Annotated in this window: 13 protein-coding genes, 1 tRNA gene and 1 riboswitch; of the genes, 8 read left to right on the top strand and 6 right to left on the bottom strand. The window is 71.8% G+C overall.

Features of this window, described 5'->3' with window-relative positions:
- Nucleotides 1-71: 71 nt before the first annotated feature.
- Entirely contained in the window at nt 72-1,052 is a 981-nt protein-coding gene (locus ACZ6EM_RS24565) for an ABC transporter permease (protein WP_401048299.1), read from the bottom strand.
- Between the two features lie 305 nt (nt 1,053-1,357).
- A riboswitch (ZMP/ZTP riboswitch) is annotated at nt 1,358-1,454 on the top strand.
- Between the two features lie 19 nt (nt 1,455-1,473).
- Between ACZ6EM_RS24565 and ACZ6EM_RS24560 the strand changes: the two genes are divergently transcribed.
- Entirely contained in the window at nt 1,474-2,931 is a 1,458-nt protein-coding gene (locus ACZ6EM_RS24560) for a glycine hydroxymethyltransferase (RefSeq protein ID WP_465773231.1), read from the top strand.
- Nucleotides 2,932-3,092: 161 nt separating this feature from the next.
- Here the strand turns inward: ACZ6EM_RS24560 and ACZ6EM_RS24555 are convergent, their stop codons facing one another.
- The 4 genes from ACZ6EM_RS24555 to ACZ6EM_RS24540 all read right to left on the bottom strand — a co-directional run bounded on the left by ACZ6EM_RS24555 (nt 3,093) and on the right by ACZ6EM_RS24540 (nt 7,464).
- A complete protein-coding gene (locus ACZ6EM_RS24555; protein WP_465773230.1) occupies nt 3,093-4,529 on the bottom strand; it encodes an aldehyde dehydrogenase family protein in 1,437 nt (478 codons plus the stop codon).
- A 115-nt stretch (nt 4,530-4,644) separates the two neighbouring features.
- Nucleotides 4,645-5,109: a DUF6624 domain-containing protein gene (locus ACZ6EM_RS24550; RefSeq protein WP_401048305.1), complete on the bottom strand. Its 465-nt coding sequence runs from the start codon at nt 5,107-5,109 to the stop codon at nt 4,645-4,647.
- A 305-nt stretch (nt 5,110-5,414) separates the two neighbouring features.
- Entirely contained in the window at nt 5,415-7,064 is a 1,650-nt protein-coding gene (locus ACZ6EM_RS24545; RefSeq protein ID WP_401048303.1) for an APC family permease, read from the bottom strand.
- A gap of 315 nt (nt 7,065-7,379) precedes the next feature.
- A tRNA-Leu gene (locus ACZ6EM_RS24540) sits at nt 7,380-7,464 on the bottom strand.
- 522 nt (nt 7,465-7,986) lie between these two features.
- On the opposite strand from ACZ6EM_RS24540, the gene ACZ6EM_RS24535 reads away from it, so the two are divergent.
- A complete protein-coding gene (locus tag ACZ6EM_RS24535; protein ID WP_452177911.1) occupies nt 7,987-8,454 on the top strand; it encodes an ATP-binding protein in 468 nt (155 codons plus the stop codon).
- A 72-nt stretch (nt 8,455-8,526) separates the two neighbouring features.
- Here ACZ6EM_RS24535 and idi read toward each other — a convergent pair whose 3' ends face one another.
- Nucleotides 8,527-9,180: an isopentenyl-diphosphate Delta-isomerase gene (idi, locus tag ACZ6EM_RS24530; protein ID WP_359901625.1), complete on the bottom strand. Its 654-nt coding sequence runs from the start codon at nt 9,178-9,180 to the stop codon at nt 8,527-8,529.
- A gap of 606 nt (nt 9,181-9,786) precedes the next feature.
- On the opposite strand from idi, the gene ACZ6EM_RS24525 reads away from it, so the two are divergent.
- The 6 genes from ACZ6EM_RS24525 (at nt 9,787) to ACZ6EM_RS24500 (ending at nt 15,209) form a co-directional block, all read left to right on the top strand.
- Nucleotides 9,787-10,542 (top strand): phosphocholine cytidylyltransferase family protein, encoded by a 756-nt coding sequence (locus ACZ6EM_RS24525; RefSeq protein ID WP_359901623.1) that lies wholly within the window; start codon nt 9,787-9,789, stop codon nt 10,540-10,542.
- Entirely contained in the window at nt 10,530-11,591 is a 1,062-nt protein-coding gene (locus tag ACZ6EM_RS24520) for an iron-containing alcohol dehydrogenase family protein (RefSeq protein WP_359901620.1), read from the top strand. The genes ACZ6EM_RS24525 and ACZ6EM_RS24520 overlap by 13 nt, the downstream gene beginning before the upstream one ends.
- A 91-nt stretch (nt 11,592-11,682) precedes the next feature.
- Nucleotides 11,683-12,420 carry a CDP-alcohol phosphatidyltransferase family protein gene (locus ACZ6EM_RS24515; RefSeq protein ID WP_359901747.1) on the top strand — a complete coding sequence of 246 codons (738 nt, stop codon included), beginning with the start codon at nt 11,683-11,685 and terminating at the stop codon, nt 12,418-12,420.
- Complete coding sequence (locus ACZ6EM_RS24510) at nt 12,417-13,313, top strand: glycosyltransferase family 2 protein (protein ID WP_452177894.1); 897 nt, start codon at nt 12,417-12,419, stop codon at nt 13,311-13,313. The genes ACZ6EM_RS24515 and ACZ6EM_RS24510 overlap by 4 nt, the downstream gene beginning before the upstream one ends.
- A 152-nt stretch (nt 13,314-13,465) precedes the next feature.
- Entirely contained in the window at nt 13,466-14,407 is a 942-nt protein-coding gene (locus ACZ6EM_RS24505; protein ID WP_380348796.1) for an ABC transporter permease, read from the top strand.
- Nucleotides 14,400-15,209 (top strand): ABC transporter ATP-binding protein, encoded by an 810-nt coding sequence (locus ACZ6EM_RS24500; RefSeq protein WP_359901613.1) that lies wholly within the window; start codon nt 14,400-14,402, stop codon nt 15,207-15,209. Before ACZ6EM_RS24505 ends, ACZ6EM_RS24500 begins: the two co-directional genes overlap by 8 nt.
- The last annotated feature ends 256 nt before the right edge of the window (nt 15,210-15,465 follow it).

Raw genomic sequence — 15,465 nt, 5'->3', positions numbered from 1 at the left:
GAATCTCTCCTTGCCCCGGCGGATCGTGCCGGGGCGGGCTCGGGTTGATGGATGAGAGGAGGCGAGGGGGCTCAGCGGGCAGTGCGGGCGCGCGGGTCCAGCGCGTCCCGGACGGCGTCGCCGAGCAGGTTGAAGGCGATGACGAACAGCAGCAGCGCCACGCCGGGGAACACCATGTAGGTGGGGTCGGCCTGGAAGACCTCGGAGCCGCGCGCGATCATCCGCCCCCAGTCCGGGACCGGCTCGGTGATGCCGACTCCGAGGAAGGACAGCGCGGCCTCGGAGGCCACGAAGGTCGGCACCGCCATGGTGGCGTGCACCAGCAGCTGCGAGCGCACATTCGGCAGAAGTTCGTGGACGACGACATGGAACCGGCCGGCGCCCTGGGCCCGTGCGGACTGCACGAAATCCCTTTCCCGGAGTGAGCGGACGGTGGCCCGCAGGGAAAGCGCGAGCGGAATCCAGCCGAACGCCGAGAAAACCAGGATCAGCACCAGGAACTGCATCCACTCCGGTTCCGCGGTGCCCGGGTCGACCAAACGGGACTGGATCACCGGGCTGAGCGCGAGCAGCAGGAGCAGCGTGGGAAAGGCCAGCAGCACATTCGCGAGGAATCCGAACAGCCGGTCCGTGATCCCGCCCAGGTAGCCGACCGCGACGCCGGCCAGCACGCCCAGGGTGGTGGTCACCGCGGCGGCCGCGAAGGCGATCAGCAGCGAGGTGCGGATGCCGTACAGCAGCTGGGTGAAGACGTCCCGGCCGAGGCCGGGCTCCAGGCCGAACCAGAAGTCGCCGGAGATCCCGCCGTTCGGCAGCATCGGCAGTCCGCTGTCGCTGAGCAGGCCCGGGACGTTCTGGCCGTAGTGGTCGACCGGGTTCTTCCCGTACAGCGCGGCGACCAGCGGGGCGCCGAGGGCGAGCAGCAGGAACAGCACCACCACCGCCAGGGCGGCGGCGCCGACCCGGTCCCGCAGGATCCGGCGGAGCAGGCCGGGGTCGGCGGCGGGCGCGGGCCCGGCCGTGGTGCCTGGGACGGTGTCGACCGCTGCCATGAGGCGTAACCCCCGAATTCTCCGCCGCCCCATGGGTGAGGGTGCGCTGGTGTGCATTTCCGGTACGGCGTACCGGGGTTTTCCCGGCAGCCGTTCGAGCGCCATTGGATCGGATGCGTCCGAGGTTCCGCAAATCACCTTCGACGGTCGTTCGGGTCATTCCTGCGGAACTGTTTCGGGATATGTGGCGGCTTCATTTCGCCGAAACACCGGCGTTGCAAAAGAACGGACATAGCGGAACATAGCGGACCGCCCGTTCCGCATTCTGAGACCTCCGCCACAGTCCCTCCGGTGTTGGTACGATCCCGGTGGGCCGCAACTGGCGCGTAGGGATGGAATCAACCATCGGGAAGCGGCCCCGTGAATCCTCACGTGAACTTGCCGAGCGCCTGGGCCCCCGCATCCCCACCAGGAGACCGCCATGGCCCAGCAGCCCCACACCGCCGCCTCCGCCGCGGCCGACACCGCCTTCCGCAGCGCCCTCGGCGTGGTCGCCGGCGTCGAACCCCGGATCGCCGCCGCCATCGGCCAGGAGCTGGCGGACCAGCGCGCCTCGCTCAAGCTGATCGCCAGCGAGAACTACGCCTCCCCGGCGGTCCTGCTCACCATGGGCAACTGGCTCAGCGACAAGTACGCCGAGGGCACCGTCGGCCGCCGCTTCTACGCGGGCTGCCGCAACGTCGACACCGTCGAGAGCATCGCCGCCGAGCACGCCCGCGAACTGTTCGGCGCCGACCACGCCTACGTCCAGCCGCACTCCGGCATCGACGCCAACCTCACCGCCTTCTGGGCCGTCCTCTCCCAGCGGGTCGAGAGCCCGGCCCTGGAGCGCGCCGCGGTGCGCAACGTCAACGACCTCACCGAGGAGGACTGGGCGCGGCTGCGCCAGGAGCTCGGCAACCAGCGGATGCTCGGCATGTCCCTGGATACCGGCGGCCACCTCACCCACGGCTTCCGACCCAACATCTCGGGCAAGATGTTCGAGCAGCGCAGCTACGGCACCGACCCGGCCACCGGCCTGATCGACTACGACGCGCTGCGCGAGACCGCCCGCGAGTTCCGCCCGCTGATCATCGTCGCCGGCTACTCCGCCTACCCGCGCCTGGTGAACTTCCGCAGGATGCGCGAGATCGCGGACGAGGTCGGCGCGACCCTCATGGTCGACATGGCGCACTTCGCCGGCCTGGTCGCGGGCAAGGTGCTGACCGGCGACCACGACCCGGTCCCGCACGCCCACATCGTCACCACCACCACCCACAAGTCCCTGCGCGGCCCGCGCGGCGGCATGGTGCTGTGCCAGTCCGAACTGGCCGAGCACGTCGACCGCGGCTGCCCGCTGGTGCTCGGCGGTCCGCTCTCGCACGTCATGGCCGCCAAGGCGGTCGCCCTCGCCGAGGCCCGCCGCCCCGAGTTCCAGGCCTACGCCCGCGCCGTCGTCGCCAACGCCCAGGCGCTCGCCGAGGGCCTGCTGCGCCGCGGTGGCAAGCTGGTCACCGGCGGTACCGACAACCACCTGGTCCTCGCCGACGTCTCCGGCTACGGCCTGACCGGCCGCCAGGCCGAGGCGGCCCTGCTCGACTCGGGCATCGTCACCAACCGCAACTCCGTCCCGCTGGACCCGAACGGCGCCTGGTACACCTCGGGCGTCCGCCTCGGCACCCCGGCCCTCACCACCCGCGGCCTCGGCACCGCGGAGATGGACGAGATCGCCGACCTGATCCACACCGTCCTGAGCGCCACCACCCCCACCACCACGGCCAAGGGCTCCCCGTCCAAGGCCGCCTACAGCCTGGACGCCGCCCTCCGCGACGCCACCGCCAAGCGCGCCGCCGACCTGCTCGCCCCGTACCCGCTCTACCCGGGCGTCGACCTGGCCTGACGGCGGACGGCAGACGGCGAACAGATGACAGATTTCGAAATCTGTCATCTGTTCGCTGAAATCTGAAAGTTGTCAGTTGCCAGCCGTTCGCCGGGCCACCGCCCGGCCTCCGGCCCCGCCCGGCCTCCACCTCCCCGGGCGCGGGCGACGGCCCGGTGCGGCTAGTACTGCAGGGACTTGTACTGGAGGAACTCCTCCAGCCCGTGGCGGCCCAGCTCCCGGCCGAGGCCCGAGTTCTTGTAGCCGCCGAAGGGTGCGAGCGGGTTGAAGCGGCCGCCGTTGAGGTCCACCTGGCCGGTGTCGAGGCGGCGGGCGAAGGCGGCGGCGGTGTCGGTGTCGCGGGCCCAGACGCCGCCGCCCAGGCCGTACGGGGTGCCGTTGGCGAGTTCGGCGGCGTGGTCCTCGTCGCGGTAGCGGAGGATCGCCAGGACCGGGCCGAAGACCTCCTCCTGGGCCACCGTCATCTCCGGGGTCACGTCGGCGAGCACGGTCGGGCGGACGTAGTAGCCGGTGGGCAGCTCGGCGACGGGCTCCGAGCCGCCGACGACGAGCCGGGCGCCCTCGGCCAGCGCGCCGTCGATGTAGCCGCGCACCCGGTCCAGCTGCCTGGCGTTGACCAGCGGGCCGATCCGGGTCCGCGGGTCGGTCGGGTCGCCCGGCCGGTACTGGGCGGCGAGCTCCTCGGCCCGGGCGACCGCCTCGTCGTACTGGTCCTCGTGCACCAGCAGCCGGGTCAGCGCGCTGCAGGTCTGGCCCGAGTTGGCGAAGACGTTGGCGACGTTGGCCTTGACCGCGCGGGCCAGGTCGGCGCCCGGCAGCACCACGTTGGCCGACTTGCCGCCCAGTTCCAGGGAGACCCGCTTCAGCCCCCGGCCGGCCGTCTCGGCGATCTGCCGGCCGACGGCGGTGGAGCCGGTGAAGGAGACCAGGTCCACTTCCCGGTGCCCGACGAGCGCCGCGCCCGCCACCGCGCCGGTGCCGGTCACCAGGTGGAAGGTGCCCGCCGGGAAGCCGGCCTCGTGCACCAGCCGGGCGAACAGCCGGGCCACCAGCGGGGTGTCCTCGGCCGGCTTGAGGACCACCGGGCAGCCGGCCGCCAGCGCCGGGACGGCCTTGGCCACGATCTGGTGCAGCGGGTAGTTCCAGGGCGTGATCGCCGCGACCACCCCGGCCGGCTCGGCGTGCACCACCGAGTTGCCGATCCGCTCCTCGAAGGGGTGTTCGGCGAGCAGGGTCAGGTAGGAGGTCGCCACGGCGAGCGGCAGCCCGGCGTGCACGGCCCCGGCGAAGCCGACCGGCGAGCCCAGCTCGGCGACGACGGTCTCGGTGATCTCGTTCTGCGCGGTGGCGATCCCGTCCCGCAGCCGGGTCAGCAGGGCCAGCCGCTCCTCGCGGGCGGTGGAGCCCCAGCTCCGGGCCGCCCGGCGGGCCGCCGTCACCGCCGCGTCGACGTCGGCCGGACCGCCGGCCGGCACCGTGGCCAGTACCTGCTCGGTCGCCGGGTTCAGCACGGTGATCGACCTGGTGTCACCGGAGGGCCGCCACTCGCCGTCGATGTACTGGTCGCCGTGCTCCGGGTACTGCGCGTACTGCCGCACCGATCGTCCTCTCGTCCACTCAGCCGACCCTTGACCAGCAGCGCTGGTCGGAGGCCAGTCAATGCGGCGCGGACGGCCGCGCGCAAGAGTCAATCCCGCCCGGCGGACGTGACGGTTACTTCGGGGCGAACCGCGCGGTGTACTCGTCGAACGGCTCGATGCCCACCTCGGCGCGCCGCTCGTCCAGCCGCTCGGGCTCCTCGCAGGGCCACGGCACCGGGCGGCCGTCCGTCACCGCGCCGATCTGCGTCCCGTAGCGCTGCTCCCGGCCCTCGTTGACCGCCAGCCGGTCCTGGAGGAAGGCCAGGTCGCGGGCGCTCGCCTCGCCCCTGGCGACGGCCACGCCCATCAGCGCCGCGGCCTGCCGCTGGACGTCGAGCTGCCGGTCCGCGTGCTGCGCCACCAGCCAGGCCGCCCGGGCGGCCTCGGGGCCGACGGTGCGCTCGGTCGGCCAGCCGTGCGCCGCCATGATCTCCGCGAGCCGGTCCCCGTGCCGGGCGGTGAGCCGGCGCCAGGCCGCCTGCTCGGCCAGGTCGGGGCTGTTCGCCAGCCGGGCGGCCGCGCCGTCCTCGGCCATCATTCCGGTCAGTTCCCGCACGAGGGCCGGATCCTGACCGTACTGCTGTGCTTCCGTCACGTCGACGACGCTCCCTGCCCGGGTCCTCCCGTCGAGGACCGCCCGCGACCACGCTAGGCGCGGAAACCGCGACGAAGATCATCCCCGAAGACGGTGACCGGGGGGTGCCCGCCACGGCAGAATGGACGTACACCGGGAACGGAGCGCACCGGGAACGGTGCGCACCGCGCACGGTCCCCGCGAACGCCGAAGGGCCGGTCGGAGGATTCCGACCGGCCCTTCACCGTGAGTTCACGCGCTCAGGCGCCTCAGACCCGCGAGGGCTCCGCGGCGTCGTCCGGCGCGGCGCTCCGCGCCTCCTCCGCCATCTCCTGGCGGACCGCGGCCAGCGAGGGGTTGGCCCAGGCGCTGGCGACGCCCCAGCGGTAGAACGCCAGCCCGATCGCGGCGACGATCAGCAGGTCCCAGCCCTCCGGCAGGTAGTCGTGCCCGCCGAAGTCGGCGCTGCCCGCCCAGGAGACGCCGGCCATCACGAACAGGTACGCGACCATCCAGGCGCCCGCCTTCAGGTGCGGCTTCAGCTCGGCGAACGGCTTGCGCAGCTCGTACCAGGCCCAGATCGGCAGGCCGGCGGCCATCAGCAGGATGACCTTGCCGGTGAGCGGCCAGCGGGCCCAGTAGAGCACCAGCGAGCCGAACACCATCGCGACCGGGGCGATCACCGGCATGGCGCGCAGCCGGACCGGCCGGGGCAGGTCCGGGGCCAGGCGGCGCAGCGCCATCACGGCGACCGGGCCGGTGATGTACGAGATCACGGTGGCCACCGAGACGATCTCGGCCAGCGAGCCCCAGCCGCGGAAGACCGCGAGGAACAGGAAGGCGACCACCAGGTTGAGCACCAGCGCCGGGCGCGGGATGCCGGTCTTGGCGTCGACCTTGCCGAAGATCTTGGGCAGGTGGCCGTTCTCCTGCACGCCGTGGATCATGCGCGAGGTGGTGGCGGCGTAGATCATGCCGGTGCCGGAGGGCGAGATGAAGGCGTCCGCGTACAGCGTGATCGCCAGCCAGTTCAGGCCCCAGGCGATGGCCAGGTCGGCCAGCGGCGAGGTGTAGGAGAGGTTGCTCCACCCGTTCGCCAGGTCGCCGCCGGGGATGGCGCCGAGGAAGGCGATCTGCAGCGCGACGTAGATCACCAGGGCGATCAGGATCGAGCCGATGACGGCCTTCGGCAGCGACTTGCCGGGGTTGCGGGCCTCGCCGGCCAGGTTGAGCGGGGACTGGAAGCCGTTGAAGGCCCAGACGATGCCGGAGACCGCGACGGCGGTGAACACCGAGCTCCAGCCGTTCGGCGCGAAGCCGCCGTGGTCGGTGAAGTGGGCGGTGTCGAAGTGCGCGAAGAGCAGCGCACCGGCGGTCACCGTCGGGACGACGACCTTGAAGACGGTGATCGCGGTGTTGGTCTTGGCGAACAGCGTGATCGCGAACCAGTTGAGGGCGAAGTAGACGAGCAGCAGCACGCTGGCCAGCGCCACTCCGCTGAGGGTCAGCTCCTTGCCGTCGAACAACCCCTGTGCCCAGCCGAAGTGCCAGGAGCTCATGTACTGCACGGAGGCGGTGGCCTCACCCGGGATGACCGAGACGATGGCGATCCAGTTGGCCCAGGCGGCCAGGTAGCCGGCCAGCGACCCGTGCGAGTACTGGCCGTACCGGACCATGCCGCCGGCCTTGGGGAACATCGAGCCCAGCTCGCTGTAGGTGAGCGCGATGGTCAGCGCCACCGCGGCACCGATCACCCAGGCGAGGATCGAGGCGGGTCCGGCGAGCTTGGCGGCCCGCTCGGCGCCGAACAACCACCCGGAGCCGATGATCGACCCCAGCCCGACCGCGGTCAGGCTGATCGTGCCGAGCGATCGGCGGTAGTTCTGGTGTGATGCCGTCGACGATTCGGGCTCACTCAACGTATCGGTCCTCTCGCTCGTGGTTCATCGGGTGGTGTCGGTGTTTTTGCGATTTTGAGTCGGTATTTCGGACAAACGGAGAGCAGCCTATGTTCCGAAAACGGGCGAATACCTCAGAGGAAGCTCAAACCGTCCGATTGTTGCCATCTCGTGTCCGGCGTCCGGGCCGGTGCGGACCGGCGAGGAGGCCGAGGCCACAGTGCCCGGAAGGGGTGGTGGCCGGGGATGGCGACCGGGGCCCGCCCGGGAAAGGGGCGGCCCGAAAAAACGAAATTCCCCGTGGGTGCCTTTCGGCTCCCACGGGGAATTCGGCTGTGTCCGAGGGGGGACTTGAACCCCCACGCCCGATAAAGGGCACTAGCACCTCAAGCTAGCGCGTCTGCCATTCCGCCACCCGGACCGGGTGTGTGCTTCGGGGATTTTTCCTCGTCCCCTCGGCGACAGAGAGAACATTACCAGGGTTCTGGAGTGCTTCTCACCTGCGCTTCCGCGGGGCGGGGCCACCGGACATCCTGGTCCGAGGCCCGTCCGGCCCCCGCGGGCCGCTTCGCCCGGGCCGTACCGCGCCCGCGGCGAGCCAGGAGCCTGCCCGGAACGCGGCCCGCACCGCCCGCACACGGCCCGGAACGCGGCCCGCACAGGTTGGTACGGCCTGGGAACGCGCTCGAATCCGGCCCGAACCGGTGGCGTCCGCGAAGGAACCGGTCGACTCCCGCACCGGCCGCGGTCGGTTGCGGCCGGAACCGGTCCGACACGGGCAACTTGTCGACGGTGCCACGGCCGCCGCGACGGCTCTCGTAGCGTCTGTGGACCGAGGGCGCCATGAAGCGGATCGCCTGATTCCCGGGTCGCGGACGAAGGGCGGCTGGACGTGGAGCAGATCAGCGGAGCGGCGAAGGCCGAACCGAGACGCGACAGGCGGATGGAGGGCCGGGGCGGGGCCACGGTCTCCGGAGGCCCCGCCGAGGGCGTGTGGCGCTTCCCGGCGCCCGCCACCGAGGCCTCGGTGCCGCTCACCCGGCACGCGGTGCGGGACCGTCTGCTGGCCCAGGGCATGACCGGGGTGCGCTACCAGGAGCTGGTGGACGACCTGCTGCTGATCGTCTCGGAGCTGGTGAGCAACGCGGTGACGCACGCCGCCGAGCTGTCCCCCGAGGTGGTCACCGAGCTGTCGGTGCGCCGGGCCTCGGTGCGGGTGTCGGTCGAGGACGGCGATCCGTACCGGCCGAAGGCACTGGAGAACGACACCGCGAGCACCGGCGGGCGCGGCCTGCTGCTGGTGAAGAGCGTCACCCTGCAGGCCGGCGGGGTGTGCGACGTCGAACACACGGGGGAGGGCGGCAAGGTCATCTGGGCCTCGCTGCCCGTCCCCCCGGAGCCCGGCCACTGACCGGCCGGGCCGACGGCCGGGCCGACGACCGGGCCGACGACCGGGCCGACGGCCGGAGCGGCCGGACCGGGACTACCAGTCCCGCCCGGCGATCTCCCGGATGCCCGGCAGCGCGGCCTCGAAGACCGTCTCGAACCAGACCGAGAACGGCCGCTCCGCCCGCAGCTCCCGCAGCTCCTGCGCGGTCACGAAGGCGAAGTCGTCCACCTCCTCCGGGTCCGGCTCGACCGGCGCGGTGACGAGTCCCACGAACAGGTGGTTCCACTCCCGCTCGATCAGCCCGGAGGCCTCGTCCGGCAGGTCGTAGCGGACGGTGCCCGCCTCGCACAGCAGCGCCGGCGCGACGCCCAGCTCCTCGGCGGTGCGTCGGGCGGCGGCGACGAACGGCGGCTCGTCCGGGTACGGGTGGCCGCAGCAGGTGTTCGACCAGACGCCGGGGGAGTGGTACTTGCCGAGCGCCCGGCGCTGGAGCAGCAGCCGGCCCTGGCGGTCGAACAGGAAGACGGAGAAGGCCCGGTGCAGACGGCCCGGCTGCTGGTGGGCCCAGAGCTTCTCGCCGGTGCCGATCGTGACGCCCTCGTCGTCGACCAGTTCCAGCAGGATCTCGGCTCCGGCCGGGGCGGATCCGGTGGCCCGGGGGTCGACCGTGACATCGGTCTCCACGTCGAGACCGGTGTCGATCTCGGCAGCGAAGTGCGTCGGGTCGGTCGGCAGACTCTGGGGCATGGGGCCTCTTTCGGGAGCGGGAGCAACGGGAGCATCGGGTGTCTCCGACGCACCGGGTGGAGTGCGGCGGACACAGCAGGGGCACCGGCGCCGGCGTCGGGCTCCAGTCTGCCGTATGGGTGGCACTCGCCAGGGGCCCCACGCACAACCGGACGGATCATGACCCGGAGGAATCGGAAACCGGCCAGAGAAGGATCCGGGAAGCCCCCGAAAGGGGCACGGAATTCGCAGAACCGTTCGCCGCGCGTTCGGAGCCCGTTCGACCGGCCCGGTGGAGCCGGTGCGGAACCCGGGCCGCTCCACCGCCGCCCCGGGCCGCTCCACCGCCGCCCCGGGCCGCTCCACCGCCACCGCGGCCGCCGTTCGCCCCGCCCGCCGCCCGGGGCCCGCCGCCCCGTCGGCCGCCCTGTCGGCCGCCCCGGGCCCACGGGCGCGTTCTGGCCGGTCGCCCCGGTCGCCTACCATCACATACGACACGGTGCCCGGATCTGTGCCGGCACCGGCGCGCCGCCGCCCGCCCCGGTCGAACGCCGGTCCGGGCGAACCGGTGGCGCCGCCGACCTCCGGCACAGATCCGCGCACAGCACGACGGATCAGGAGACCCGCATGATCGGCCTCGTTCTGGCAGCCGGCGCCGGCCGCCGGCTGCGCCCGTACACCGACACCCTGCCCAAGGCTCTGGTGCCGGTCGACGGGGAACGGACCGTCCTGGACCTCACGCTCGGCAACTTCGCCGAGGTCGGACTGCGCGAGGCCGCGATCGTCGTCGGCTACCGCAAGGAGGCGGTGTACGACCGCAAGGACGCCCTGGAGAACAAGTACGGCGTCAAGCTCCACCTGGTCGAGAACGACAAGGCCGAGGAGTGGAACAACGCCTACTCGCTGTGGTGCGCCCGCGAGCTGTTCGCCGAGGGCCTGCTGCTCGCCAACGGCGACACCGTCCACCCGGTCTCCGTCCAGCGGACCATGCTGGAGGGCAACCGGCGACTGACCGAGTCCGGCACCGCCCCCGGCATCCTGCTCGCCCTCGACACGGTGAAGAAGCTCGCCGACGAGGAGATGAAGGTGATCGTCGACCCGGCCACGGGCATGCGCCGCATCACCAAGCTGATGGAGCCGGCCGAGGCGACCGGCGAGTACATCGGCGTCACGGTGATCAACCCGTCCGCCGCCGCCGACCTGACCGACGCGCTGCGCGCCACCTACGAGCGCGACCCGCAGCTGTACTACGAGGACGGCTACCAGGAGATGGTGAACCGCGGCCTGCGGATCGACGTGCAGCCGATCGGCGAGGTCTCCTGGGTCGAGGTCGACAACCACGACGACCTGGCGAAGGCGCGGGAGATCGCGTGCCGGTACTGACCCGACTGGTTCCGTCGCCGCTGTTCGTCGAGATCCGCCCGGGCGCGCTGGACGCGCTCGGCGGCATCCTCGCGGACCAGCGGCTGTCGGCCTCGGGCCGGATCGCGGTCGCGATCAGCAACGGCTCCGGCTCGGCCATGCGCCGTCGCCTGGAGCCGGCCCTGCCCGGAGCCGACTGGTACAACGTGGACGACGGCAGCCTGGACAGCGCGGTGCGGCTGGCCGAGGCGATGCGCGGCGGGCACTACGACGCGATCGTGGGCCTTGGCGGCGGCAAGATCATCGACGCCGCCAAGTACGCCGCGGCCCGGGTCGGCCTGCCGCTGGTCGCGGTCGCCACCAACCTGGCCCACGACGGCATCTGCTCGCCGGTCTCCACCCTGGACAACGACGCCGGGCGCGGCTCCTACGGGGTGCCCAGCCCGATCGGCATCGTGGTCGACCTGGACGTGATCCGGCAGGCCCCGCCGCGCTTCGTGGCGGCCGGCGTGGGCGACGTCGTCTCCAACATCTCCGCGTGCGCGGACTGGGAGCTGTCGCACGCGGTGACCGGTGAACCGGTGGACGGACTGGCCGTGGCGATGGCCCGCTCGGCGGGCGAGAACCTGCTGCGGCACCCGGGCGGCACCCAGGACCAGGACCTCCTGACGGCGCTCGCCGAGGCCCTGGTACTGTCCGGCATCGCGATGAACATCGCGGGCAGCACCCGGCCCTCGTCGGGTGCCTGCCACGAGATCTCGCATGCCCTGGACGTGCTGTATCCCAAGCGGTCCGCCCAGCACGGCGAGCAGGTCGGCCTCGGCGCCGCCTTCGCCAGCTTCCTGCGGGGCGAGCGCGAGCTGACCGGTCTGATCGTGGAGCGCCTGGCGAGCCACGGACTGCCGGTGACCGCCGCTCAGATCGGCTTCACCGAGGCGGAGTTCACCGAAGCGGTGCACTACGCTCCGAACACCCGACCGGGGCGCTTCACCATCCTCGAACACCTCGACCTCTCCCCTTCCGCAATCAGGGACGCGTACGCCGACTATGTCCAAGCCGTCAACAGCTGACCCCTCCACCGCGGGAGCCCAACGGCCCCCGGTGGACCTGAGCCGCAGGCCCTCGATCGAGGAACTGCGCGCGGTGATCCACCCGGAGGGCATGCTCCAGCGCCGCAGCGCCGAGCACTGGGCCGGCCGCCTGTACATGCGGAAGATCTCGCTGCGGATCACCCGCGTGCTCTCCACCATGACGGCGATCACGCCCAACGGCCTGACGTACCTGATGATGTTCACCGGCATCCTGGCCGGTGCCGCGCTGGTCGTGCCGGGCATCGCGGGCGCCGTCCTGGGCGCCCTGCTGATCCAGGTCTACCTGCTGCTGGACTGCGTGGACGGCGAGGTGGCCCGCTGGCGCCGGCAGACCTCGCTCACCGGGGTCTACCTGGACCGGGTCGGCCACTACATGTCCGAGGCGGCCCTGCTGACCGGCCTCGGCCTGCGTGCCACCGACCTGCTGCACCGCGAGGGCGCCGGGTCGCACTGGGAGTGGGCCTTCCTCGGCACCCTGGCCGCGCTCGGCGCGATCCTGATCAAGTCCGAGACCGACCTGGTGGACGTGGCCCGGGCGCGCAGCGGCATGACGGCCGTCGAGGACAGCGCCTCGGTGCCGCGGTCGTCCTCCGTCGCCAGGGCCCGCCGGGCGGCCTCCTTCCTGAAGTTCCACCGCCTGGTCGGCGCGGTCGAGGCCTCGCTGTTCGTCCTGGCCGCCGGCGTCGCGGATGCCGTGCACGGCGGACTCCTCTTCACCCGGCTCGCGGTGGTCGTCCTGGCGGCGATCGCGATGCTCCAGACCGTGCTGCACCTGCTGAGCATCGTCCTCTCCAGCAGGCTGCGATGAACGGGACCACCGCGGAGAACTTCCGCCTCGGCGCCGTGATCATCACCATGGGCAACCGGCCGGCCGAGCTCAACGCCCTGATCGAGGCCGTCCGCGCCCAGGAGGGCCCGGCGGTCGAACTGGCCGTGGTCGGCCAGGGCGTGAAGCTGCCCCCGCTGCCGGAGGACGTGCGCAGCGTCGAGCTGCCGGAGAACCTGGGCATCCCGGGCGGGCGCAACGTCGGCATCGAGCTGTTCGGCCGGGACGGGGCGGAGGTCGACGCGGTCCTCTTCCTGGACGACGACGGGAATCTGCCGCGCACCGACTCGGCCCGCCTGCTGCGCGAGGCCTTCACCGCCGACCCGGAGCTGGGCATCGTCGCCTTCCGGATCGCGGATCCGGACACCGGGGTCACCCAGCGCCGCCACGTCCCCCGGCTGCGCGCCAGCGACCCGCTGCGCTCGTCCCGGGTGACGACCTTCCTCGGCGGCGCGAGCGCGGTGCGCTGCAAGGTGTTCGAGCAGGCCGGGCAGCTGCCCGCCGAGTTCTTCTACGCCCACGAGGAGACCGACCTCGCGTGGCGCGCGCTGGACGCCGGCTGGGCCATCGACTACCGGGCGGACGTGGTGCTGCACCACCCCACGACCTCGCCGGCCCGCCACGCGACCTACTTCCACAACGTGGCCCGCAACCGGGTCTGGCTCGCGAGGCGGAACCTTCCGGCCCTGTTGGTGCCTCTCTATCCGGGAACCTGGTTCCTGCTGACCCTGGCCCGCCGCCCCTCCCCGGAGGCGCTGAAGGCCTGGTGGGGCGGGTTCCGGGCGGGCTGGCGCGAACCCTGCGGTCCGCGGCGGCCCATGCGGTGGCGTACCGTCTGGCGACTGACCAGGCTGGGCCGACCACCGATCATCTGATCGCATCCGATGGCACCCGCATCGAATGCCCGATCGCTGCGGCCGGTGCCCACACGCCGGCCGGCTCCCCCGAGATCCCAGTGGATCCCCATCGGTGCACCGGCGGACCTCGCCGACCGGCCGCCCCGACCGATCCCGCGTGAAGGACGAATGTGTCGACAGTGAGTGAACCCGTCAGCCTCTCGGCCCCCAGAGGGGTGGACGCGGGCCTGACCCCCAAGCAGCTTGCGGACAAGTACGGTCTGGCGGTCAGCGGTGCCCGTCCCGGCCTGTTCGCCTACTCCAAGCAGCTCTGGGCCCGGCGCCACTTCATCTGGGCCTTCGCCACCGCCCGCCTGGTGGCCCAGTACACCAACGCCAAGCTCGGCCAGCTGTGGCAGGTGGTGACCCCGCTGCTCAACTGCGCGGTGTTCTACCTGGTCTTCGGCGTGATCCTGGCGAGCAAGCAGGGCTTCCCGGACAACACCTACATCGCCTGGCTCTGCATCGGCGTCTTCGTCTTCCAGTTCACCCAGAACGCGGTGCAGGCCGGCACCCGGGCGATCTCCGACAACCTCGGGCTGATCCGGGCGCTGCACTTCCCCCGGGCCAGCCTCCCGATCGCCTTCACCGTGATCCAGCTCCAGCAGCTGCTGATCTCCATGGTCGTCCTGGTCGTCACCGTGCTCGCCGCCGGCATCACCCCGGGCCGGACCTGGCTGCTGATCATCCCGGCGCTGCTCCTGCAGACGCTCTTCAACACCGGCATCTCGCTGGTGATGGCCCGGATCGGCTCCCGGACCAGCGACATCTCCCAGCTGATCCCGTTCGTGATGCGCGCCTGGATGTTCCTGTCCGGTGTGATGTTCAGCATCCAGGACAAGATCACCCACTGGCCGCACTACATCCAGACGCTGATGTCGCTCAACCCGGCGTCGATCTACATGGACCTGCTGCGGCACGCCTTCGCGCCGGTCATCTACAACCCGCACCAGCCGGTGCACCAGGCCCTCCCGCCGCACCAGTGGGCGTACGGCCTCGCCTGGGGCGTGGGCATGTTCGTCGTCGGATACGTCTTCTTCTGGAAGGCCGAGGAGGAGTACGGCCGTGGCTGACATCGACCTGAGCAAGAGCGACACCGTCCTGGACACGGACGTGGCCCGCGAGCCCACCGTCGTCGTCGACGACGTGCACATCGTCTACAAGGTGCACGGCGCCGGCTCCGGCAAGGGCAGCGCCACCTCGGCGCTGAGCCGCATCATCAGCCGCAAGCGTGCCGCCGGCGTGCGCGAGGTGCACGCGGTCAAGGGCGTCAGCTTCACCGCGTACAAGGGTGAGGCGATCGGTCTGATCGGCTCCAACGGCTCCGGCAAGTCGACCATGCTGGCCGCCATCGCGGGCCTGCTGCCGACCGAGAAGGGCGGCATCTACACCAACGGCCAGCCCTCGCTGCTGGGCGTCAACGCCGCGCTGATGAACGAGCTCACCGGTGAGCGCAACGTCATCCTCGGCTGCCTGGCGATGGGCATGACCCCGGCCCAGGTGAAGGCGCGCTACCAGGACATCGTCGACTTCTCCGGCATCAACGACAAGGGCGACTTCATCTCCCTGCCGATGCGCACCTACTCCTCCGGCATGGGCGCCCGGCTGCGCTTCTCGATCGCGGCCGCGAAGACCCACGACGTGCTGCTGATCGACGAGGCCCTCGCCACCGGCGACCAGGCCTTCCAGCAGCGCAGCAAGCGCCGGATCGACGAGCTGCGCAAGTCCGCCGGTACGGTCTTCCTGGTCAGCCACGACAACAACTCGATCCGCGAGGTCTGCGAGCGGACCATATGGATCGAGGCCGGCGAGCTGGTCATGGACGGACCCACCGAGGAGGTCGTCAGCCGCTACGAGCGCGGCGACCGACCGTAGTCTCCGTCACACCCCAGGGGCCGGTTCCGGAACTTCCGGAGCCGGCCCTTCACCGTGCCCGCGGCCCGGTCCGTACGCCCCGCGGTCCCGGCCGGCCCGCCGCCGCGGGGGTGAGCGCGCGGTGCCCGGGGCGGGGCGCTCTTTTCCGCCGCGCCCCGGCGTGCCAGCCTGGTGGTCTCGGGGGCGGTGTGCCGTGCGTGGCCCCCGCGCTCGGACGCGTGTCCGAGTCGGGCCGGTCGTGCCACGCGGTGTAGAA

This window comes from Kitasatospora sp. NPDC041917 (assembly GCF_055589745.1).
The sequence above is the reverse complement of the archived record's forward strand: the minus strand, read 5'-3'. Positions and strand labels throughout refer to the sequence as shown.